The organism is Butyrivibrio fibrisolvens (genome assembly GCF_023206215.1).
GTDB classification, from domain to species: Bacteria; Bacillota; Clostridia; order Lachnospirales; family Lachnospiraceae; genus Butyrivibrio; species Butyrivibrio fibrisolvens_C.
In genome coordinates this window covers 3,178,477-3,200,458 of record NZ_CP065800.1, presented here as the reverse complement: position 1 = coordinate 3,200,458, position 21,982 = coordinate 3,178,477, and the positions used below count along the sequence as shown (strand labels likewise).

The following is a 21,982-nucleotide window of genomic DNA, read 5'->3' as shown; positions in this document are numbered from 1 at the left end:
ATGAAAAAGGTAAAGTTTGGCTTTTTGGCTGCGGCATTTGTCATTGCGATTCTGGCTGTAATAGTTTTTGGCAGAGTCGGATTAAACCATGTGTTTGCAAAAATGGTTGATTCAGGGAAATATTATATCTTGATGGAAGATATGGAAGACAGGGATCGTTACATGAATATGGAACAGAAGGTTCTGGAGATGCTTCCATATGATGCCTATGTTATGAACTATAATCTTGGTAATGCCAATTATAAGAATAAAGATTATTCCAAAGCTCAGATCTATTACGAAAAATGTCTTGAGTTCGAACTTCCAAAACAGAAAGAGTGTTCTGTACGCATCAATCTCACAATGACAAAGATCATGCAGATTGACTTTAATACAGTAGATACAGGATATGAGGCATTCAAAAACGATGAAGAAGTTGATAAAGAAGCTCTTATAAAAAAGATAGACGGTGTTATAGATCAGCTCAAGGCTGACAGAGTGATCCTTACTGAGAAAAACTGTGCTGGGGCAGAGGATGATAATGGCCATAGCAAAGAGGCTGAGACTCTGAAAAAAGATATCGATGATAAGATCGAAGAGCTTGAAAAGATGAAGGAAGAGATCCAGAAAAAGATCGATGAAGAAAAGCAGCAGAATAAGGATCAAGACCAGAATCAGCAGGATCAGGACAAGCAGAATGAACAGAAAAACTCTGATGATAAACAAAATCAGGATAATAAACAGGACCAGAATAACAATAATTCTAAGCCTGACGATGTAGATGATGATCGCGAAGATGACATCAAAGAAAAAATGAAAGAAAAAGAACAAGACGCAAGACAGGAAAGAGAAGATGACCAGAAACAGTCTCAAAAGAATAAAGAAAGTCAGGAATACTGGGACAACTACACTTATGGAAGTGAAGGCGGACAGAATGATAAAGGCAAAGAGAGGATATGGTGATCATGAAGTGTCCTAACTGCGGAGTTGAGAATGATGATAACGCATTGTATTGCTATTTTTGTGGACGCGTGTTGCCACAAAAAGAGTGGAATATAAGTGCAGATCCGGATTCGGATCTAAAAAAGAAAAAATCAAATAGGATTCTAAAGATCATGCTAGGCATATTTGGCGGCCTTTTGGCCGTCAGCCTGGCTTTTCTTGCTGTAATGATAATAAGAGATAATAAAAAAACTGATCCTGAACCTGTGGACATGCTGGAACTTGCTAACAAGTTGTATGAAGAAAAGGATTATATGACCGCAGCTACAAGGTATGAACTGGTACTGCAGGATGACCCGGATAATGAGGAAGCGGCCTTTGGGTCAGCTATGTCCAAATTGTATTTTATATCTGAAGAACTCGGAAGATATGTCATGGACGAAGAGTACATGGAAGCTTCGGAGTATATGAGAGACTTTTTGATTAATGATCAAATAGAAGATGCAAATGAGCTTGGATTGGAATTCCCTATAATATGTGAGACTATGTATGGTAAAGTCGGTTTTTATCTGGATAGCGAAGATAGATGTTATGTATATGTAGGCGATTTTGAAGACAGCATAAGGAGCGGATTTGGCTGCATTATCGCAAGTGATGTAAGTGATTTTATCCACGGAACGATAGAATGTTATGCAGCATATGGTCAATGGAAGGATGATATGCCCAATGGACAGATGGAAGTTATCAGAGATAGTGCTACAGATGATCATACATATATCAAAGGCACAGTCAAAAATGGCGTATGGACAGGTGATGTCGAGTTCATAGGAATTGGATATAGCGGAGAGAATACCTTTGACCTTTGGTGTGAGTTCGAGGACGGAATTGCGGTGATACAGGAAGAAGTCAAGAATCAGGAAGGAAGATTTTATCGTATAAGTAAGGATGGCGATGATACAGGTACATATATTGTTCAACCGATTGATGCCAGCGATATGACATATGGAATATATGCATACGCAGACATTATGTGATAATAAGTGGTTTTTTCGGTTAGGGGAGATTATTACTGATTGAATGATTAATAATAATAAACAAAAAGGATAAAAAAAGTCTATCTTTTTTGTGCATAATGTGATACATTATGTAGTAGTTAAGGCTATGTGATTTATGACTAGCCATAAAAGAGGGGATGCTTCCACTTAAGAGAAGCAGAGGGTGAGAAAAAAGTGAAAAGTTATATAGAATTGATTACTGCCAGTTCAGGATCAGTTATTGTTGATAATGGATTTGTACTTGCTGCATATTCAGATGGGAACGGAGCTGTACAGATCGGTATAGAAAGTGTGGGAGTAAAGAGTCGTAGTGGTGTCAGAAAGAAAAGAAATCTTGAGGCCATTCTCGATGCGCTTTCATACATGATAGAACATCCCGGGGAGGATAATAATCAGTCTTCTGTTGCAGATAACCTTCGTATTGTTCTTCATCATGCAGATGGTGGAGTTACAACAACAGGTAATGCAGTCTTATATAACGCTCGCCAGAACAATTATTATTTTGTAGGACTTGGATGCGATTCTCCTTATATAGAGCTTTTTTATCGTTTTGTAGAGGAGCATTGTGCCAGAATGCTTGATGAAGTACCTGGAAGGGCTGGAGCTTCTTTTCTTCCTGATAAACCACTTCCCAGCGGATTTGATGAAGCATATGATGAGAGATTTTTCAAAGCGGTTCCGCATCATAAACCTCGTAAGGATCTCAGACTTAGAAGTGCATTCGATTATGTGAGTTCAGGTATTTTTGTATTTGCTTATACCAAGGAAGAGGAGAGATATATTCATCGTTTTGCTCAGATCACAGGCATTTCAGATGCAAAGATCAAAGAAGGAATGTATGAATTCTATCCTTACGTTACTATTCAGGATAGAGCAATGGTTCCTGTAAGAAAAACAAATTGGGACAATATAATATCCTGCAGAGCATTACTCTGCAGGATGGGAGATTCAAAACTATTTGATTAAAATAAATAGAGGAAACTGGGCTAGCAGGATTCGAACCTGCGAAGTGACGGAGTCAGAGTCCGTTGCCTTACCGCTTGGCGATAGCCCATTGAATATATAATGAAAATCGAGATATAACAATTATATCAGATTGACATTAGCAGATGATGAATATGTTTTCTTTTTAGATTCTGCATTAAATGTATAACGCTTGGATCTAGGGATCATCCGATAACCGTTCTCGGTATCTTTGAGCTCATATTCTTGATGGTAAATCTTATTAAGAACATCAATTGAATGTATCTGTTTGTTGCTCTTTGAAATACTCATTGCTAAATACCTTATTACCCTGTGAAAAACCCGTGTATCAATCCACTTATGCTATTATACATAAAGGGTTGGAAAAGTCAAGCATAAAAAATAAAAAAATACAAAATCGAAAATATACTGAATAATATCCCATGTATTATCTTAAGAAAATCCCTTTTTCAGTCGATGTAATCTATACAAAAGTTGTTACTGGTATTAGATATTCGAAAGGGATGATTCGCATGGAAGTGATTTTTGCCGGTATTTTTCTGGTTATTGTCGGAATCTTTGTATGTTGTCTTAACTATAGTATAGAGAACAAAATAGTAGAGAAAGAAACTGAGAAAAATAAGAAGATCGTCAGTTTCAGAGCTCATAGGTTCAAACTGCGCTTCATGAAAAAAAAGAGCAAAGTCAGAAAATCAAGGAAAGCAAGTCAATACAATAGGAGAGCTAATTCCTATTAATTTATAGATTAAGTATATATGGCAAAAACTTGTATTCGGTCTGAATTCGTGGTATCGTAAAATGGGTTCAGACCGAATTTTGTTGTCTGATTTAATACCAAAATATATCTTTTTAGTTACAATAAATTAAAATTACATCTTCGCTTTTGTGCGCAATAACCAAAAAAACAGAGTTTCATAACTGTAAGTTATGACATTTTACATTGATTGTAAAGCTTTATTGGTATATTATTATTAAGGACTCGTGCGAATTTTGTGGATAATTACAAGAGGTTTTCAGATATGGATACAACAGTATATGCTAGTAGGACAGCGGTTAAGAAGAGAACTCGTACTTCTTCCAAGGCTGTTCATAAGATAAATAAGCTTACAATAGTCAAGTGGATCGTAGCAGTAGCTCTTATAGTAGGTTTTACTGTACTTACTGAAGTTGTTACAAAGCCGGATATATTTATGTTCTTTGCGCTTGGCGCAGGACTCATAATTCTGTTTCACAAGGGCTTTTCCATAAAAAAGTATGGAAGAAATTTTATAAGCGGATGGCAGTTCTGGGTATGGACAGCTGTTTCTGTGGCTCTTTTGATTGGAGCTGATCAGCTCAAGAAATACATGCTCTGGACCATGTTTGTAGGACAGAACTCAGGCATTATACAGATCTGGCAGAAGGAGAACTATATAGGAGTAGTTTTTTATGCTATTACTATGATCATTATTCTGCCGCTTGCTGAGAACCTTCTTATATGTAAGGGACTTTTATCAGGCAAGAATAAGATTGCGCTATTTGTTCTGGCTATAGCAGGTCTTTTTGTAAGAGGTTTGTTTTATGCTCATGGATTCTACGGAATCCTTTCGTATGCAGTAGTTGCTATTCCGATAGTACTTGTATATCTTAAAACCAAAAATATGTATATAACATTAACAGCTCAGATTATAGTATCTGCATATCTTTTTATTCCTGATATAGCATATGATGTTGCCAGATTAATGCTCAGATAAGAGGGCTATGTCTTATTGAGGGGGAAGCGTGAAGAAAAAAAATCTGATTCTTATTATAGCTGCTACGACTGTGGCAGCTATTTATTTAGGGGCAGCTACATTTTTCTCATTTCATTTCTGTCCCGGATCCAAACTTAATGGTCAGGATATTTCCTGGATGACTATCAGCCAGGTTAGAGATCTTGTTGATTCAAAGGCATCGAGCTATGTTCTTGATATTGTTGGAAGAAGTGGTCTTGATGAGAAGATTACAGCAAGTGATATCTCCTGGAAGCCTGATTTTAACGAAAGTCTTAATGACAATCTGGGATTTGTGAATGGTCTTAAATGGCCGGTTTATGTCCTTTCCCACCGATCATTTACCAATGAAGATATGGCTTCTTTTGATGAAGAGCTGCTTAAATCAAAAATAAACAGTATGTCTTTTTTCAAAGAAGAGAACATGATATCACCGGTAGATGCTCAGCTTGTATTCGATGAAACTCTGGCTGAATATACTATAGTTCCGGAAGATTATGGCAGCAAGGCAGATAGAGATGCCTTTTATGAGGCTGTTGTAGAAGCGCTGTCTACTATGCAGATGACATTGTCGCTTGACAAGGCCGGAGTCTATGAAGAACCCAAGATCTTGTCTGACAATAAAGCTCTTACAGACGAATGTCAGAGTCTTAATAAGTATGCTTCAGCCAAGATCACATATACGTTTGGTGATGATGTGATCACAGTTGATGGCAATTATATCAAAGACTGGATCAGCTATGATGGTACAACAACAACGCTTGATACAGATAAGGTCAATGAGTTTGTTAATACGCTGGGAAGGACATATGATACCTTCGGGCGTGACAGGACATTTACAACATCTCTCGGCCAGACTATTACTGTATCCGGCGGTGATTACGGCTGGTGGATGGATAGGGATACGACTTTGAGCGAACTTGTGACTGCAATCGAGTCTACAAGTATATGCGATATGACACCGGTTTATTTCGGAACGGCAGCTCAGTACGGCTCTCAGGATTATGGTACTAGTTATGTTGAAGTGGATCTTGATCATCAGCATGTTTATGTATATGAGAATGGATCCCTGGTAATAGATACTGACTGCGTATCTGGTAAGGCTACCAATGACAGAGTGACGCCAACAGGTACTTTTGGAATCACTTATAAAGAAAGAGATGCAACTCTTACAGGACAGAACTATTCATCTGATGTAAAATATTGGATGCCTTTTTATGGTAATGTTGGACTCCATGATGCAAGTTGGAGATCATCTTTTGGCTCTGATATTTATGTTACTAACGGATCACATGGATGTATTAATCTTCCACCTGATGCTGCTGCAGTCATATTCGAGCATGTAGAAAAGGGTGAAGCGGTTATAGTCTATGGCGGCATACAACCAAGTCAGGCCAAAGACTATTTGAAAAATAAGGATAAATCAGAAGAAGGAAATACTGATAATACTGACGATGGAGATTCTGCGGCAGGTGATGGAAATTCGCAGGCTCCGGTCGCTCCTGAAAACACAGGCACACCGGATGCTACAGATGCATCTTCAAATGTTCCGACACCGGATACTTCCACAGATGAATCTTTGGCGGTACCGGAGTCAACTGACCCGAGCGAGCAGATATCCGGAAGTGGTGAATAAGATATTTGATATTAAGAAAGCGTCGACTCATGTATTAGTGAGCCGACGCTTTCTTTGTGCCGAGTACTATAAAACAGAATAACTGTAATTTTAGGGAGGAGGGACGGACTGATGGGGATCAATCCGTCCGGTATGAAAAAAGTTTTGTTGGGGAGTCAGAAACAATTGACTGTTTCTGATGGTTATTATATTACAACGAATTTGTGTCCTAAATTTGGATAGTTTCTAAAGGCTTTATAAAGTAAAAATAAAAGTAAAAGTATTAATACAAATCTTCCTACTAGTGGGAAAATCGAGTCGCTTTGCTTTATTACCGGATTATTAAGGCATTAGATGCTTATAATACTTCAATTAATGGGTGGGAAACATTCTGATATATGGTAGAATAAAACTACATGTAAGTAAGTTTTGTTTTGGAGGATTATAAAAATGGCAACTCAGGAATATGAATGCCCTGCGTGTGGAGGAGTTATGGAGTTTGATGCTCCTTCGCAGAAGCTTAAATGCTTATACTGTGATACTACAATATCTGTAGATGAGTATCATAAGATGGTTTCTAAAGGTAAAGCAGAGAAAACAGCTGATTCAGAAGAGAAGTCTGACAGATTGTCTGATGAAGAGGCTGAAAACTATGGATTTGGCAAAGACAAAAACGTATATATCTGTAAGTCTTGTGGCGGCGAAATCATAGCAGACAAGACTCAGGGGGCTACCCAGTGCCCGTTTTGTGGCAATAATGTAACTTTTAAAGAGGTCTTTACTAATGGTCGAAGACCTGACTATGTAATCCCATTTCAGCTTACCAAGGAACAGGCTAAGCAGAAATATAAGGATTATATCAAGGGAAGAAAACTTCTTCCCAAAGCTTTTTCCACAGAAAATCATATAGATGAGATCAAAGGGGTATACATTCCATACTGGCTTTTTGATGCCAATATGCATGTGTCTCTTAACTGCGAAGCAACCAAGGTAAGAACCTGGAGTGACAGGGATTATAGATATACAGAGACAAGCTTTTATGACGTATATCGTGAAGGTGATGTGCCTTTTAGTAAAGTCCCCGTAGATGGATCCAGCAAGATGCCTGATGATCTGACAGAATCAATAGAGCCCTATGATGACAAAGGACTTAAAAAATATGACGATGCGTATTTTGCAGGATATGTTGCCAATCAGTATGATGTTGATGAAGAAAAGTCAAGACCTCGTGCTAAGCAGCGTATGACAAATAGTGCTGTTAATGAGATCAAAAACAGTGTTCAGGGTTATAGCTCTGTAATGGTACGTAACCAAAATGTAGCTACTACATCAGAAGCCTGTAAATATGCTCTTTATCCCGTATGGCTTTTGTCTACGACCTGGAATGGACAAAATTTCTTATTTGCGATGAACGGACAGACCGGTAAATTTGTCGGAAACCTGCCTGTTGATAAGGGCGCAGCTTTTAAATATTTTGCGCTTAGTTCAGTTTTGTTTACTGTGCTTTTTGCAGTACTGGAACTGATATTCCGTATTTGAGACTGGGGGATGGACGATGAAAGGCTTATTTAAAAATAAAAGAATAATTACGCTTTGCGCAGGAATGGCAGCTGCTATATTTATGTCGGCTCCGTTGTGCAATGAAGTATATGCCCAAAATGCGCAGGTTAGATCCGGCGAATATGGCTTTGTATATGATGATGGTGACCTTCTTACTGACGAAGAGGAAAAAGATCTTCAGGATAAGCTTGAAGAAGTTGGAAGTGCACATGATGTTCAGATTGCTGTAGTTACTACAGATTCATATTCTCAGTATACTATTGAAGAGTATGCGGATGATATGATGGATAGTGGTGAACTTGGCATGGCTAAAGGCAATAATGATGCAGGTATCCTTCTTGCAGTATGCATGGATACAAGAGAGTTTTATGCAAGTACCAGAGGAGAAGCTATTCAGATCTTTACAGATAATAATCTGTATTCTCTTGAAGATAAGTATACTCCTTATCTTTCAAGCGGTGATTATGCCAGAGCATTTGATAAGTTTGCAGATGGAGTTGACAGCTACTGCACAGCATATGAAAACAGAGATAAGATACCTGCTTGGAAATGGTTTGTATGCCTCCTTCTTGGACTCTTGTTTGGAGGTATCACAGTTGGCGTCATGGCAAGTGGCATGAAAAATATCAAACAAAATAACAGCGCTGCAGAGTATGAGCAGAAAAATAATGTCCGAATCACAGGAAGACATGATAGATTTATAAGAAAGAGTGTTAACAGAACCCGCAAGGAGACTGAGAATAGATCCGGAGGCGGTTCTACAACACATCGTTCGTCTTCCGGCAACACACACGGCGGTCATGGCGGACATTTCTAAATGTGTAGCATAAATAATTAAAAAGATAAAATTATTTTATATCATTGTTTTTTATATATAAAATCTTTAAAATTTTGAATCAGAAAGCTTTTTACGGCTTTCTGATTTTTTTAATATAATAAAATCCGGCAATTGGGAGCGTGGGAGGATTTGGCATGAAACAGACATCTTTGGACGAAGTCAGAAAGATTGCAGCATCAGGGGATTATAAACTAATACCTGTCAAAAGAGAGATCTTTTCTGATATAAGAACACCGCTTGAAACACTTAGAGCGCTTCAGAATGTAAGTAATCACTGTTTTCTTCTTGAAAGTTGTGAAGATAACAGACAGTGGGGCAGATATAGTTTTCTAGGCTATGCTCCTGATATGACTATTACAGTTAAGGATCATGAACTTACTGTAGTGACTTCAAATGGAACTAACACAAGCAAATGCGATAATCCCGGAGAGTATATCAAAAAAATAGTCGAAGATAATAAAGCTCCGAGTATTCCGGGATTTCCGACTTTTACCGGAGGTCTTGTAGGCTATTTTAGTTATGAATATATGCAATACGGGGAACCTTCTCTTCATTTTAAATCCCAAAACGAAAATGATTTTGACGATATGGATCTGATGCTTTTTAGAAAGATCATCTGCTATGATAACTTAAAGCAGAAGATCCTTCTAATAGCTAATGTGGGAACTGATGATATAGAAGCATCATATAAGGAAGCTGTATCCGGAATAGATGAAATGGAGCATCTTATAAGAGGAGGACTCCAGAAACCTGTGATGAAGGGAATATTAAAGACAGAACTCAAACCAAAGTTTAGTAAAGAAGAGTTCTGTGAGAAGATAGAAAAGGTAAAGTATCACATCACAGAGGGCGATATATTCCAGCTCGTTTTATCTAATCCAATGGAAGCAGAATTTGAAGGATCACTTCTCAATATTTACAGAGTACTTAGAACTACAAATCCAAGTCCATATATGTTCTATTTTTATGGTGATATGGAGATCGCCGGTGCATCACCTGAGACACTTGTCAAAGTTACAGACAGGACCATAAGAACATTTCCTCTTGCAGGTACCAGGCCAAGAGGCGCCACATACGAAGAGGATCAGGCTTTGGAAAAAGAGCTTCTGGCTGATGAAAAAGAAAAAGCTGAGCATAATATGCTGGTTGATCTGGGGCGAAACGATCTTGGAAGATTGTGCAAGTTTGGATCTGTAGAAGTAGAAAAATACATGGAAGTAGAAAGATACTCACATGTAATGCATATCGGATCTGAAGTAAAAGGAATACTTAGTGATGAACGATCACAAGTTGAAGCGATAGATTCTGTTCTTCCTGCCGGAACACTATCCGGAGCTCCTAAAATAAGAGCCTGTGAGATCATAGATGAACTTGAAGACAGCCGCAGAGGAATATATGGTGGAGCTATCGGATATGTAGACTTTACAGGCAATCTTGATACCTGCATAGCTATACGACTTGCATACAAAAAAGGTGGCAAAGTATTTGTCAGAAGCGGAGCTGGTATTGTTGCTGATTCTATAGCAGAGAACGAATATCAGGAATGCATCAATAAGGCCAAAGCCGTAGTTCTTGCGATCAAGGAAGCGGAGGAAGAATAAATGATACTACTCATCGACAATTATGATAGCTTTACTTATAACCTGTATCAGTATTTTGGAACTCTCGATCCTGATATCAAAGCAGTAAGAAATGATAAAATTACTATAGAAGAGATTAGAAAGCTATGTCCCAAAGCAATAATCCTCTCTCCAGGTCCCGGAAAGCCCAAAGATGCAGGAATCTGTGAAGAGGTTGTAGGCCAGCTTGGGGATAAGATCCCGATACTTGGAGTATGCCTTGGACACCAGGCTATATGTGAATATTATGGCGGAACTGTAGATCATGCCAAAAAGCTTATGCATGGCAAACAGTCTGATACACAAATAGATACAACATCTCCCCTTTTTAAGGAAATGCCTGCTATAATAAAAGTAGCAAGATATCATTCTCTTTCCCTTAAAGAGGATACACTTCCGGATTGCCTTAAAGTAGTTGCAAGGGCGGATGATGGTGAGATTATGGCAGTTCAGCACAAACAGTACAATGTGTTTGGAGTTCAGTTTCATCCGGAATCCATAATGACTCCTCTAGGAATGGATATACTTAAGAATTTTCTTAAGCTCACATGATCTCTTGACTTAGTGCAGGACATGAGGTTAAGTTTGGAAATGTTCCATTTTCAAACCCAAATTGGTGTCGCGAGCTTCACCAATTTGAACCATATGTCACTTGCTTTGCTCGCGACATGAGGTTATTTATGAGTGCTGAAAACAAAGGAAAAAGAAAAACATTCAGGATCAATCCATGGCTTGCCAAGATTCTAATTGTGATACTGGTAGTTGTTATCGGGTACGAAGGCTATGATATTTACAAAGAAGTCCATGAAAGAGAAGTGGCTGTCAAGGAGTATGACGATATTGCAAGTAGCGCAGTTTCGACCAATCCTAAAAAGGACCCTGAAACAGGAGAGGAAAGTGTTGCAATAGATGAAGAAACCGGAATACCGGAGCTTGTTATTGATTATGACCTTCTATCCTCCCAGAATAGTGATTTTATAGGATGGCTTTACTGGGACTTTGATGTTGAAGATGATAAGTTCGACTTTACTTTGAACTATCCTATAGTCAAAGAGCATTATGCTAATCAGTATCTGCATGTTACGTTTACAGGTGAGAAGAACTCTTCTGGATGCATATTCCTTGACGAATTTTCTAACGAGAATTTTATGGGATACAGTGATTTCCTTTTTGGTCATAATATGCGTAACGGATCTATGTTTGGATCTTTGGACAGCCTTTATAAAATGCCAAATAGAGAAGAACTTAGTGAAGAACCTATGTATTTTTACATCTATACCAAAGATGCAGTTTTTAAATATGTGGTATATGAATTTGAAAGTACCACCAACGGCGATGATACTGTTTATGCGGTCATAGAAGATGATGCCGGATATGACTCATATGTATCAAGACTTAAGAACCTGAACAATTACAATTGCCCTATAGATATATCCTTTGAGGATAGACCAGAGATACTGAATCTATCAACTTGCTCCGGTCCGCATGGATCTTCAAAAAGATTCGTTATACACGCAGTTAAAGTAGGGACAATGGAAAATACATAAAAAATAAAAAACAAGAATCTTGGAAACAAGGTTCTTGTTTTTTGTTTTATTACCGATAAATAAAAAAGAGCAGAAGCAAAATAACAATCATAAAAACATGCTAATACTTGAAAAATAATCACAAATATGATAGTATAAACATGAGTAATGAGACCATGGAGGAAATCATTATGAGGAAATTTAAGAGTATTAAGAAAACGGTATCGGTTATTATCACTGCGCTGTTCGTGCTAGGAGCTGCAGCGTGTGGTTCAAGAAATGCAGAGATCGGAGATGCTGCATATCGTGCTGCGGGCGAGGGAGCCGGAGAGTTTTATATTGATAACAATGCTATAATCCTTTCTGGTGAGTTTAAATCTACTGAAGAAATCAATGCAGCTCTTTCTGATGCGCTGGCACTTGTAAATGCGCAAAGAGCCGCTGCAGGACTATCTGCACTTGTATGGAGTGATGGGCTTGCTGACGCAGCTGCTGTTCGTGCTCATGAGATTACAACTTTGTTCTCACATACTCGTCCTGACGGATCGAATTGGTGGACTGTAAACAGTACGCTTCAATATGGAGAGAACCTTGCAAAGCTATATCAGAGCTCGTCTTCTGTAGTAGATGCATGGATGAATTCTCCAACACATAGAGCTAATATCATGGATGGTTCCTTTGTTACAGTAGGAATGGCAATATACCAGACGGATAATGGATCCTGGTATTGGGCTCAGGAGTTCGGATACTAAAGATTAAATATATGAATATCAAAAATCTTCCTATCTGTTTTAGGGTAGGAAGATTTTTTTTTGTGTATATAAGATGAAAATGTCATTAAGGAATATCTTTTATTTGTTGGCAATTTGTTTGATGTACAAAATATCCAAAAATAAGATGACTATATCCGGATGATTAGTGCTTATTTTGAAAACATCGTGTACAATTTAATGTTTTTTTTATAATTTCGTGGAAATAGCCAAAATGATATTGACTTTCAAAATCTTCAACTGTATTATAATGTTAGCTGCGGGTAACTTCTTTGTTATGCGCAAAAATAAATGTTTTCCGGGTTATACATCCCGGAAATGCTGAATCGAAGCTTGTTAAGATAATACTGATTCAGGAAATATAGAAAGTAAAGGAGTTTGAATGATGCCACTTACATTATTAGCACCCGGCAATGTAGCAACTGTCCGCAAAGTTGGCGGATTGGAGGATACAAGAAGATTCCTTGAAAACCTCGGTTTTACTGAAGGCGCAGAGGTAACAGCAGTGAGTACTATGGATGGCAATATGATCGTTAAGATCAGAGATGCCAGAGTAGCAATAAATATGGATATGGCCAAAAAAATAATGGTCTAAAGGAGAGGAGACTAATGAAAACATTAAGAGACGTTCAGGTTGGAGAGACAGTAACTGTCAAGAAGCTTGACGGAGCTGATTCTGCACTGAAAAGAAGAGTAATGGACATGGGGATCACAAAGGGTAGTTCTGTATACATCAGAAAGGTTGCTCCTTTAGGGGATCCTGTAGAGATCACAGTTCGTGGTTATGAGCTTTCTCTTAGAAAAGAAGATGCTCAGATAGTTGAAGTAGAATAATTATTTTTTTTTTACTTGTTAAATGAAAATGATTATCATAACAGATATCATTAAAACTGGTTGATTTTTAATTAAAATAACATATAACGTTAGAGGAGAAGATCATGGCACTTAAAATTGCACTGGCAGGTAATCCGAACTGCGGTAAAACAACTCTGTTTAATGCACTTACCGGTTCCAATCAGTATGTAGGTAACTGGCCGGGTGTTACAGTTGAGAAAAAAGAGGGTAAATTAAAGGGACAGAAGGATGTAGTAGTAACTGACCTTCCCGGTATCTATTCTCTTTCACCATATACACTCGAAGAAGTAGTATCTCGTAAGTATCTTCTGGAAGAAACTCCTGATGCTATTATAAATATGGTGGATGCGACCAATATTGAACGTAATCTGTATCTTACAACTCAGGTTGTAGAACTTGGAATCCCTGTTGTTATCGCTCTTAACATGATGGATGTTGTACGTAAGAACGGAGATAAGATTGATTCCAAGAAGCTTTCATCAGAACTTGGAGTAGAAGTAGTTGAGATATCTGCTCTTAAATCTGAAGGTCTTGATAAGCTTATATCCAAAGCTGTTGCAGCTGCTAAGTCAGGCAAGGCTGCTACACCTGTTAGATTTGATGATAATACAGAAAAAGCAATTGCTGCAGCAGATACTATTCTTCCTCAGAATGCTTGCAAGTCTGAGCAGCGCAGATGGTTTGATATAAAACTTCTTGAGAAAGATTCAAAGGTTCTTGAAAAGCTCACAATTACTGATCAGAGTATGAAAGAGCTTGATAAAGTAAGAACAGAGCTTGAAGTTGCAAATGATGATGATACAGAAAGCGTTATCACAAATGCAAGATATGAAGTGATCACAGATGTTGTGAAGAAGTCTGTATCAAAGGCAAATTCAGGACTTTCAGTTTCTGATAAGATTGACAGGATCGTAACTAACAGAATTCTTGCACTTCCTATTTTTGCACTTGTTATGTTCATTGTATACTATGTATCCGTTACAACAATAGGTACAATTGTTACAGACTGGACCAATGATGTGCTTTTTGGAGATATAATTCCTCCACTTGTAGAGTCCGGACTTGATGCAATTGGTGTTGCCGGTTGGCTTAAGAGCCTTATCCTTGATGGTATTGTTGCAGGTGTTGGTGCTGTACTTGGTTTCGTACCTCAGATGCTTATCCTGTTTATATTCCTTGCATTCCTTGAGTACTGCGGATATATGGCTCGTGTAGCATTCATCATGGACAGAATCTTCCGTAAATTCGGTCTTTCAGGTAAATCCTTCATTCCTATGCTCATCGCATCAGGATGCGGAGTTCCCGGCGTAATGGCTTCTCGTACAATTGATACTGAGAAAGACCGCCGTATGACTATCATGACAACAACTTTCATCCCTTGCGGAGCTAAGCTTCCTATCATCGCTCTTATTGCAGGTGCTTTCTTTGGAAATAGTGGATGGGTAGCATGGAGTTCATACTTTATCGGAATTGCAGCTGTCATCTTTACAGGTATCGTACTTAAGAAGACTAAGGTATTTGCAGGTGATCCTGCACCATTCGTTATGGAGCTTCCTGCTTATCATATGCCTACTGTTGGAAGTATCCTTCGCAGCATGTGGGAGCGTGGTTGGTCATTCATCAAGAAGGCAGGTACAGTTATCCTTCTTTCAACAATCGTTCTCTGGTTCCTTATGAACTTCGGATTCACAGAAAACGGATTTGGAATGCTTGACTTTGGCGATCTTGAAGGTGAAGCTCTGATCGTAGCACAGGAAGAATCAATTCTTGCCAAGATAGGTGGTTTCCTTGCTCCTATCTTTGCTCCTCTTGGATTTGGAACATGGCAGATGACAGTCGCTGCTGTATCTGGCCTTATCGCTAAGGAAAACGTTGTAGCAACAATCGGTATGCTCTTCGGATTTGCAGAAGTTGCAGAAGATGGTGCGGAGTACTGGGATATCATTCAGGCTCACATCGTTCCTATAGCAGCATATGCTTATCTTGTATTCAACCTTCTGTGTGCTCCTTGCTTTGCAGCTATGGGTGCTATCAAGAGAGAGATGAACAATGGTAAGTGGACAATGTTCGCAATCGGATATCAGTGCGTACTTGCTTATGTAGTAGGCCTCATCATCTATCAGATCGGCGGACTTATCATTGGACAGGTAAGCTTTGGAATTGGTACAATAGTAGCAGCAGCCCTTGTAATCGGAATGGTATATCTTCTTGTTCGTCCTAACCCATACAAGGATGCTCAGATTGAGAGCCGCAGAGCTGTTTCTGAGAACTAAGAAAAAGAAGTAGTTTTGATATACCCGTAAGCTTTATAGCTGTAGGAAGGAGGCACTTTGGTAGCAACAATTATAATTGCCGCTTTGATATTCGGATATTGCGCATATCTTCTATATAATATGATCAAAGGATTTAAAAGCGGAAAGGGTAATCCGTATTCCTGCACGGGGGATTGTACATCCTGCCACGGCGGATGTCACAGTCATAAATAAGTTTATACAATAAGTATTCAAAACTTTTTCATTTGAGATTATTTATGCATCGAATGGAAAGCTGGTATATAAAAAGATTTCCGATATCTTGTATATAAGAATCGGAAATCTTTTTGTGCAAATAAAGAAAAGCCGCGAAACCATTATGCTTGTTTTCGCGGCTTATGTATATTATAAGCAATGACCTGCGTCAAAGTCTGCGTCGTTCTCTGTGTATTTCTCATCACAGTATTTGCAGCGATATATCTCATTGGCTTCATCCGCAAGGTAGAAGATATGAGGAAGTCCCTGCTCGATAGAAGTGATGCAGCGAGGATTGTGGCATCTAAGAACCTGCTTGATCTCTTTTGGAAGAACGAGAGCTCTTTTTTCAATGATTTCTCCATCCTTTATAACATTAACAGTGATGTTATGATCGATGAAAGCAAGGATGTTAAGATCCATAGAATCGATATCGCATTCAACTTTCAGGATATCCTTACGGCCCATTTTGCCTGAGCGGGCATTCTTGATAATGGCAACTGTGCAATCAAGGCGGTTAAGACCCAGGTGATGATAGATTGACATTGCCTTACCGGCCTGAATATGATCTAGAACGAAGCCTTCGTCTATTTTACCAACATTAAGCATTGTGTATTCCTCCGTATGTATAAATCTTGATATGTGAATCAGGAACTATTTCTATACCAATTGAATTGAATAGCATTCTGTATGGATAGATAAAAGCGGTTCAATCCAATAAATCCTTGGTATCAGGATCAGAATTTTCTTAGAAGTCCATCATTGATATGAGCATCTGTCATGTTAAGAAGAGTGAGTATTAGAGCCATTCTGACATAAAGTCCATACTGAACCTGTTTGAAGTAGGCGGCTCTTGGATCATCATCGACTTCTACAGATATCTCGTTAACACGTGGAAGCGGATGGAGTACCTGCATGGTGGACTTTGCCATATCGAGCTTTTTCTTATCAAGGATATAGAAATCTTTAAGTCTTATATAGTCTTCCTCGTTGAAGAAACGCTCCTTCTGAACTCTTGTCATGTAGAGGAAGTCAAGATCAGCGATGACATCTTCAAGTTTGATCACTTCGCGGTAGGGGATATTCTTGGAATTCAGCATCTCTGTGATATAATCAGGGACTCTCAGTTCCTGAGGTGAGATGAAGATGAAGTTGATACCTTCGTATCTGGTAAGAGCATTGATAAGAGAGTGGACAGTACGACCGAACTTAAGATCGCCGCAAAGACCGATGGTGAAGTTGTTAAGACTGCCATGAAGTGATCTTATAGTAAGAAGATCTGTAAGAGTCTGAGTCGGATGCTGATGACCACCGTCACCTGCATTGATAACAGGAATAAGAGATTTGGAAGCAGCTACCATAGGAGCACCTTCTTTGGGATGACGCATAGCGCATATATCAGCGAAGCAGCTTATAACACGGATTGTATCAGCTACGCTCTCTCCCTTGGAAGCAGAAGAGTTAGAAGCATCTGCAAAACCCAATGTCTTGCCGCCGAGTCGAAGCATTGCAGTTTCAAAAGAAAGACGGGTTCTTGTACTAGGCTCATAGAAGCAGGTTGCAAGAATCTTGCCATCACATTTATGTGAGTACTTGTCCATATTGCGTTCGATGTCATTGGCAACATCAAACAGGTCTTCTAATTCCTGAACAGTAAAGTCCATAGGACTCATTAAATGACGCATTGAATTCATAATATTCCTCCATTGTATGCATAATAAAAGAGATATTTATTTTAAAAAATAAATATCCCTTCATAATTGATGTTTATTAAAATAATGATTAGAAATAACAATAAAAAATGAAAAATACAAAGCAGAAAAGAGCGGCTGCAGACACATGGGTATTGTACCGGTTGTAGACTTAGTAATGCGCATACTCTCTCCTTATTTGTAATAGTTTTATTATCTAGGGTATAATAACATGCCGGACTGATAAGTTCAACAGTTTTTTATAAGGTAGATAACGCAGATAACGTAAGGAGTGTTGTATGTTTAGCAAGTGCGAAGCTTTAGATGCTGAAAAAATACAGTTTGAGTTATTCGATCATTCAAGAGGATTAAAAAGACTCGGAGCTTCAGATCCGTCTATAGGCATATGATATATGCGCATGTCATCATTGAAGGCCGTGAAGTACACATATTTGGAAGTAAGACTTATGTGAAAATATACTCCCTGCAGAACCGGCACATCACTTGAGCCGTCAAGAGTCATGACATGAAGGGCAGGTATCAGCGCTTCTGAAACAGAATAGAAGATGTAGTTGTCATTAAGATTAAAGCAGTCCACACGATTAGAGGTAAGTTCCTCTACTCTATTGGTTGAAAGTTCCATGCGCTTTAAATGATAATTGTCCACAGCATCCATGTAATATATATACCCGTCGTGGTAGATAGGATAGAAGATATATCCGTCTGCAATCTTGGTTATCTTATCATTGTTTTGAGTATCCATCATATATAGATTATGATCATTAGTAACACCGGTAAAATAGATCTTTCCATCATAGAATCCGCAAGGATCAATGTACTCTTCGGATACTATGGACAGATTGGTCTTATCGGTCTTGATCTTGGCAAGCTGTCCGCCATCGGCTTCTTTGATCTGAAAGTATATATAATTGCCGCAAAGCTGCTGAGCAGCAGTCCTGCCGCGATACAGGCACTTTTGCTTAGTTCCGTCCGTTCTTGACTGATATACACCGTAGTACTTGACTGTAGTTCCGATACCGCTTGTAGAGTAGGACAAGTGCTGGGAATCCATATAATAATACAGATAATTGCCTGCTCCGCTTACAAAATATACGTTCATAGTAGTCAGAGGCTTAATGTCCTGTTCATCAACAGTCATACTGTAAAGACATCCGTTGTCATAATTGTTACGAAAGTAAACATGGCCGTCCAGTTCGCAGAAATACCCACCATTATAGAGATTTCCGACAGTGTTACCTGCATAGGTAGGATCGTTGTCAGGGATCATATTGATATAAAAGTAGAAAACAACTGCAGCTCCAATTATTACTGTAACAAGGATGGCAATTATAATATTTCTTATTCTACTCATAATTGCTTAATTTTCCTTTCTTGCGCCATCTATCAATACGCGGTATTATTTTTTTAACGCAAAGATAAGACTATGAAACTTATAGTATCAGTTAAAAAATCAAACTATTATACGCAGCATTACCGATATCTCTTAATAGTTATCGGCATAAAAGTGCAAGCTTATAATGTTTTAACTAAAACTTTCCACTTGTATGATGCAGTATCACCAAAGTTGAAAGTATAGGTCTACGACCATATTAAAAGTAATATAAATGCATTCTGGAGGTATTAATGGATTTAAAAGATCTTAGAGCAAAGCTCGATGAAATTGACCCTAAAATTGTCGAACTGTATGAGCAGCGAATGGAAATCTGCTCACAGGTTGCGGATTACAAAATAGGTACAGGCAAGAAAGTATTTGATCCTGCCAGGGAAAAAGAAAAGATAGACACAGTAAAAAGTCTTACACACAACGATTTCAACCGCACAGGAGTAGAGGAACTCTTCGAGCAGATAATGGCCATGAGCAGAAAGCTTCAGTATCAGAAGCTTACACAGGCCGGATCGCTTGGAAGACTTCCTTTTATATCCATAGATTCTATTGACAAAAAATCCTGCCGAGTAGTATTTCAGGGAGCAGAAGGCGCATATTCTCAGGCTGCCATGTTCAAGTTTTTTGGCAAAAAAGTCAACAACTTCCATGTAGATACCTTTAGAGATGCAATGATCGCTATAGAAGAAGGTGCTGCTGACTATGCAGTACTTCCAATCGAGAATTCTACAGCAGGAATAGTATCAGAGATCTATGACCTTCTGACAGAGTACGAGAACTACATAATAGGGGAGCAGATCATCAAGATAGAGCACTGCCTTATAGGTCTTCCCGGAGCTAAGATAAGTGATATAAAGACAGTGTATTCTCATGCGCAGTCCCTAATGCAAAGTAGCAGATTTCTGTCAGACCACCCTGCCTGGCAACAGATCAGCATGAAAAACAACGCCTTCGGAGTTCAGAAGATAGCAAGTGACGGTGATATCTCACAGGCTGCTATCGCAAGTGAGTATGCAGCTGAGTACTATGGTATGAATATACTAAAAAAAGGCATTAATAAATCTGATACCAATTCTACAAGATTTATAATTGTTACCAATCAGAAAGTTTTCCTCAAAAAGGCAAATAAGATTAGTATCATGCTTGAAATAGGAAATGAGGTAGGCGCTTTATATCACATCCTGTCTCATTTTCATTACAATCATGTTAACCTTTCAAGAATAGAATCCCGCCCTATTGGTGATAGAAATTGGGAATACAGGTTCTTCATCGACTTTGAAGGCAATCTTGCAGACAGCTCTGTTAAGAACGCTCTAAGAGGCCTTAGAGAAGAAGCCAAAGCCTTAAGAGTACTTGGTAATTACTGATATTTTTATAAAACACAAAGTAAATGTCTGCTTTGCTAACAGGATTACAAGAAGATAAACATACATGAATTACTTATTTTGAATAAATTATGGAGATGGTATAATGATAGAAGAACTGATCTGCTACAGGAATTTTGAAAATGACAAGCTATTGATGATGGTTTCTGAGCTTATAGACCAGACCACTCAGGGAAGTTTTGTGACTGTGAGTAGTCATGACAAAGCGCTTTTATATAATAGTATGTCAGAACTTATAAGATTTGCTGGAGAAGGCGGATTTTATGGCAATCTGTGGCATGACTATCTTACATCACTTCTTGTTAATAATGAAAATACCTATTCGCTTGCCTGTGAGATGAAAGGCCAGGTAGATGGTACGATCAATGACATTGTCATTCATGACATGGAAGTTTTTGAAAAATTCTTCCATTACGATTTTAAGACGCTTTTGGATAACCTTGGAGACAAGCAGTTCTATAAACTTTTAGATTATAAGCCTGTAGGTGAAGGCTCAAAGATATATAACAAAAGGATAAGAGACCGTATATGTATTCTTGCAAGGGATCTTAGTCTGGCAGACGGTGCAGCAGCTATGAAGGACTGCCTTACATCGTTCTATAAAGAGTATGGAGTAGGTAAAATTGGACTTCATAAGGCATTTCGCGTGAGTCGCCATATGGATGATGAGATAGGTGACTTGTCAGATGACAGAGCATATGCAAGGCCTGTACCATCATACAATAACCGTGTCACAATTGAGCCTATCAAGAATATAAGACATGTTAAGTTTGATGACCTTATAGGATATGATAATGCCAAGAATAAGCTGATAGACAACACAGAAGCTTTTCTTGCGGGACGACCTGCCAATAACTGCCTCTTATACGGCGATGCAGGAACCGGCAAATCTACATGTATCAAAGCTCTTGCCAATACCTATTTTGACAAGGGGCTTCGTATCATAGAGATATACAAGCATCAGTTCAAAGACTTAAATGATGTGATAGCGATGGTCAAAGGCAGGAACTATCGCTTCATAATATATATGGATGATCTGTCATTTGAAGACTTTGAAACTGAGTACAAATACTTAAAAGCTGTAATTGAGGGCGGTCTTGAGAAAAAACCTGAGAACGTCCTGATCTATGCTACATCCAATAGAAGACATCTTATCAAAGAAAGCTTCAAGGATAAAAAGAGCCTGTCTGATGATGGCGATATCCATTCAAGTGACACAGTTCAGGAGAAGATATCCTTGTCGGCTAGATTTGGTGTATCTATCTATTTTGGTAAGCCAGATCCCAAGGAATTTAAGCTTATAGTAAAAGGGCTTGCTGACAGGAATGGAATAGATATGCCGGAGGAAGAGCTTCTAAGAAAGGCCGGCCAGTGGGAACTTAATCATGGAGGCTTGTCCGGAAGATGTGCGCAGCAGTTTGTGGATTATCTTCTTGGACAGAACCTGTGACCTTGAAACTTGAGCTTCAAAAGAACTTTTTTAAACATGCAGTAAATTCT

The 21,982-nt window shown here is 38.6% G+C and carries 22 protein-coding genes and 1 tRNA gene; 18 read left to right on the top strand and 5 right to left on the bottom strand.

What is annotated here, in order from left to right:
* The 3 genes from I7804_RS13390 to I7804_RS13380 all read left to right on the top strand — a co-directional run bounded on the left by I7804_RS13390 (position 1) and on the right by I7804_RS13380 (position 2,942).
* Positions 1-942: a tetratricopeptide repeat protein gene (locus tag I7804_RS13390; protein WP_248403851.1), complete on the top strand. Its 942-nt coding sequence runs from the start codon at positions 1-3 to the stop codon at positions 940-942.
* A gap of 2 nt (positions 943-944) precedes the next feature.
* Positions 945-1,955, top strand: a complete 1,011-nt coding sequence (locus I7804_RS13385) for a zinc ribbon domain-containing protein (protein ID WP_248403850.1) — start codon at positions 945-947, stop codon at positions 1,953-1,955.
* A 195-nt stretch (positions 1,956-2,150) separates the two neighbouring features.
* On the top strand, positions 2,151-2,942 hold the full coding sequence (locus I7804_RS13380) for a hypothetical protein (protein WP_248403849.1): 792 nt from the start codon (positions 2,151-2,153) through the stop codon (positions 2,940-2,942).
* A gap of 15 nt (positions 2,943-2,957) precedes the next feature.
* Here the strand turns inward: I7804_RS13380 and I7804_RS13375 are convergent.
* Both I7804_RS13375 and I7804_RS13370 read right to left on the bottom strand, forming a co-directional pair.
* Positions 2,958-3,030, bottom strand: a tRNA-Gln gene (locus I7804_RS13375).
* Positions 3,031-3,062: 32 nt separating this feature from the next.
* The gene (locus I7804_RS13370) at positions 3,063-3,251 is read right to left on the bottom strand and encodes a hypothetical protein (protein ID WP_022757872.1); all 189 of its coding nucleotides are present in this window, start codon (positions 3,249-3,251) and stop codon (positions 3,063-3,065) included.
* Between the two features lie 221 nt (positions 3,252-3,472).
* On the opposite strand from I7804_RS13370, the gene I7804_RS13365 reads away from it, so the two are divergent.
* From I7804_RS13365 to I7804_RS19295, 13 genes are all read left to right on the top strand, one after another.
* The gene (locus I7804_RS13365; protein WP_027206973.1) at positions 3,473-3,697 is read left to right on the top strand and encodes a hypothetical protein; all 225 of its coding nucleotides are present in this window, start codon (positions 3,473-3,475) and stop codon (positions 3,695-3,697) included.
* Positions 3,698-3,979: 282 nt separating this feature from the next.
* Entirely contained in the window at positions 3,980-4,693 is a 714-nt protein-coding gene (locus I7804_RS13360) for a hypothetical protein (RefSeq protein WP_248403848.1), read from the top strand.
* A gap of 28 nt (positions 4,694-4,721) precedes the next feature.
* On the top strand, positions 4,722-6,347 hold the full coding sequence (locus I7804_RS13355; protein WP_248403847.1) for a L,D-transpeptidase family protein: 1,626 nt from the start codon (positions 4,722-4,724) through the stop codon (positions 6,345-6,347).
* A 429-nt stretch (positions 6,348-6,776) separates the two neighbouring features.
* A complete protein-coding gene (locus I7804_RS13350) occupies positions 6,777-7,865 on the top strand; it encodes a hypothetical protein (RefSeq protein WP_022757876.1) in 1,089 nt (362 codons plus the stop codon).
* 16 nt (positions 7,866-7,881) lie between these two features.
* Positions 7,882-8,703 carry a TPM domain-containing protein gene (locus I7804_RS13345; protein ID WP_248403846.1) on the top strand — a complete coding sequence of 274 codons (822 nt, stop codon included), beginning with the start codon at positions 7,882-7,884 and terminating at the stop codon, positions 8,701-8,703.
* A gap of 155 nt (positions 8,704-8,858) precedes the next feature.
* Positions 8,859-10,325, top strand: a complete 1,467-nt coding sequence (gene trpE / locus I7804_RS13340) for an anthranilate synthase component I (protein WP_248403845.1) — start codon at positions 8,859-8,861, stop codon at positions 10,323-10,325.
* Positions 10,326-10,895: an anthranilate synthase component II gene (locus I7804_RS13335; RefSeq protein WP_022757879.1), complete on the top strand. Its 570-nt coding sequence runs from the start codon at positions 10,326-10,328 to the stop codon at positions 10,893-10,895. It abuts the gene before it with no gap.
* 116 nt (positions 10,896-11,011) lie between these two features.
* Positions 11,012-11,890: a class B sortase gene (locus tag I7804_RS13330; RefSeq protein ID WP_248403844.1), complete on the top strand. Its 879-nt coding sequence runs from the start codon at positions 11,012-11,014 to the stop codon at positions 11,888-11,890.
* A 170-nt stretch (positions 11,891-12,060) separates the two neighbouring features.
* Positions 12,061-12,621 carry a CAP domain-containing protein gene (locus I7804_RS13325; RefSeq protein ID WP_248403843.1) on the top strand — a complete coding sequence of 187 codons (561 nt, stop codon included), beginning with the start codon at positions 12,061-12,063 and terminating at the stop codon, positions 12,619-12,621.
* A gap of 400 nt (positions 12,622-13,021) precedes the next feature.
* Positions 13,022-13,234, top strand: a complete 213-nt coding sequence (locus I7804_RS13320) for a FeoA family protein (protein ID WP_022753943.1) — start codon at positions 13,022-13,024, stop codon at positions 13,232-13,234.
* A 14-nt stretch (positions 13,235-13,248) separates the two neighbouring features.
* Positions 13,249-13,473, top strand: coding sequence for a FeoA family protein (locus I7804_RS13315; protein ID WP_022753944.1), 225 nt, complete (start codon positions 13,249-13,251; stop codon positions 13,471-13,473).
* Positions 13,474-13,577: 104 nt separating this feature from the next.
* A complete protein-coding gene (gene feoB / locus I7804_RS13310; RefSeq protein WP_022753945.1) occupies positions 13,578-15,767 on the top strand; it encodes a ferrous iron transport protein B in 2,190 nt (729 codons plus the stop codon).
* Positions 15,768-15,824: 57 nt separating this feature from the next.
* The gene (locus tag I7804_RS19295; protein ID WP_080651681.1) at positions 15,825-15,980 is read left to right on the top strand and encodes a FeoB-associated Cys-rich membrane protein; all 156 of its coding nucleotides are present in this window, start codon (positions 15,825-15,827) and stop codon (positions 15,978-15,980) included.
* 171 nt (positions 15,981-16,151) lie between these two features.
* On the opposite strand, the gene I7804_RS13300 is transcribed toward I7804_RS19295, so the two are convergent.
* The 3 genes from I7804_RS13300 to I7804_RS13290 all read right to left on the bottom strand — a co-directional run bounded on the left by I7804_RS13300 (position 16,152) and on the right by I7804_RS13290 (position 19,064).
* Entirely contained in the window at positions 16,152-16,610 is a 459-nt protein-coding gene (locus tag I7804_RS13300; RefSeq protein ID WP_022753946.1) for an aspartate carbamoyltransferase regulatory subunit, read from the bottom strand.
* A 128-nt stretch (positions 16,611-16,738) separates the two neighbouring features.
* On the bottom strand, positions 16,739-17,686 hold the full coding sequence (gene pyrB, locus I7804_RS13295) for an aspartate carbamoyltransferase (RefSeq protein WP_034453996.1): 948 nt from the start codon (positions 17,684-17,686) through the stop codon (positions 16,739-16,741).
* Positions 17,687-18,047: 361 nt separating this feature from the next.
* Positions 18,048-19,064 (bottom strand): DUF5050 domain-containing protein, encoded by a 1,017-nt coding sequence (locus I7804_RS13290; RefSeq protein WP_248403842.1) that lies wholly within the window; start codon positions 19,062-19,064, stop codon positions 18,048-18,050.
* Between the two features lie 272 nt (positions 19,065-19,336).
* Between I7804_RS13290 and pheA the strand changes: the two genes are divergently transcribed.
* Together pheA and I7804_RS13280 are read left to right on the top strand one after the other, a co-directional pair.
* Positions 19,337-20,464, top strand: coding sequence for a prephenate dehydratase (pheA, locus tag I7804_RS13285; RefSeq protein WP_248403841.1), 1,128 nt, complete (start codon positions 19,337-19,339; stop codon positions 20,462-20,464).
* Between the two features lie 100 nt (positions 20,465-20,564).
* Positions 20,565-21,932 carry an ATP-binding protein gene (locus tag I7804_RS13280; RefSeq protein ID WP_248405975.1) on the top strand — a complete coding sequence of 456 codons (1,368 nt, stop codon included), beginning with the start codon at positions 20,565-20,567 and terminating at the stop codon, positions 21,930-21,932.
* Positions 21,933-21,982 lie beyond the last annotated feature (50 nt).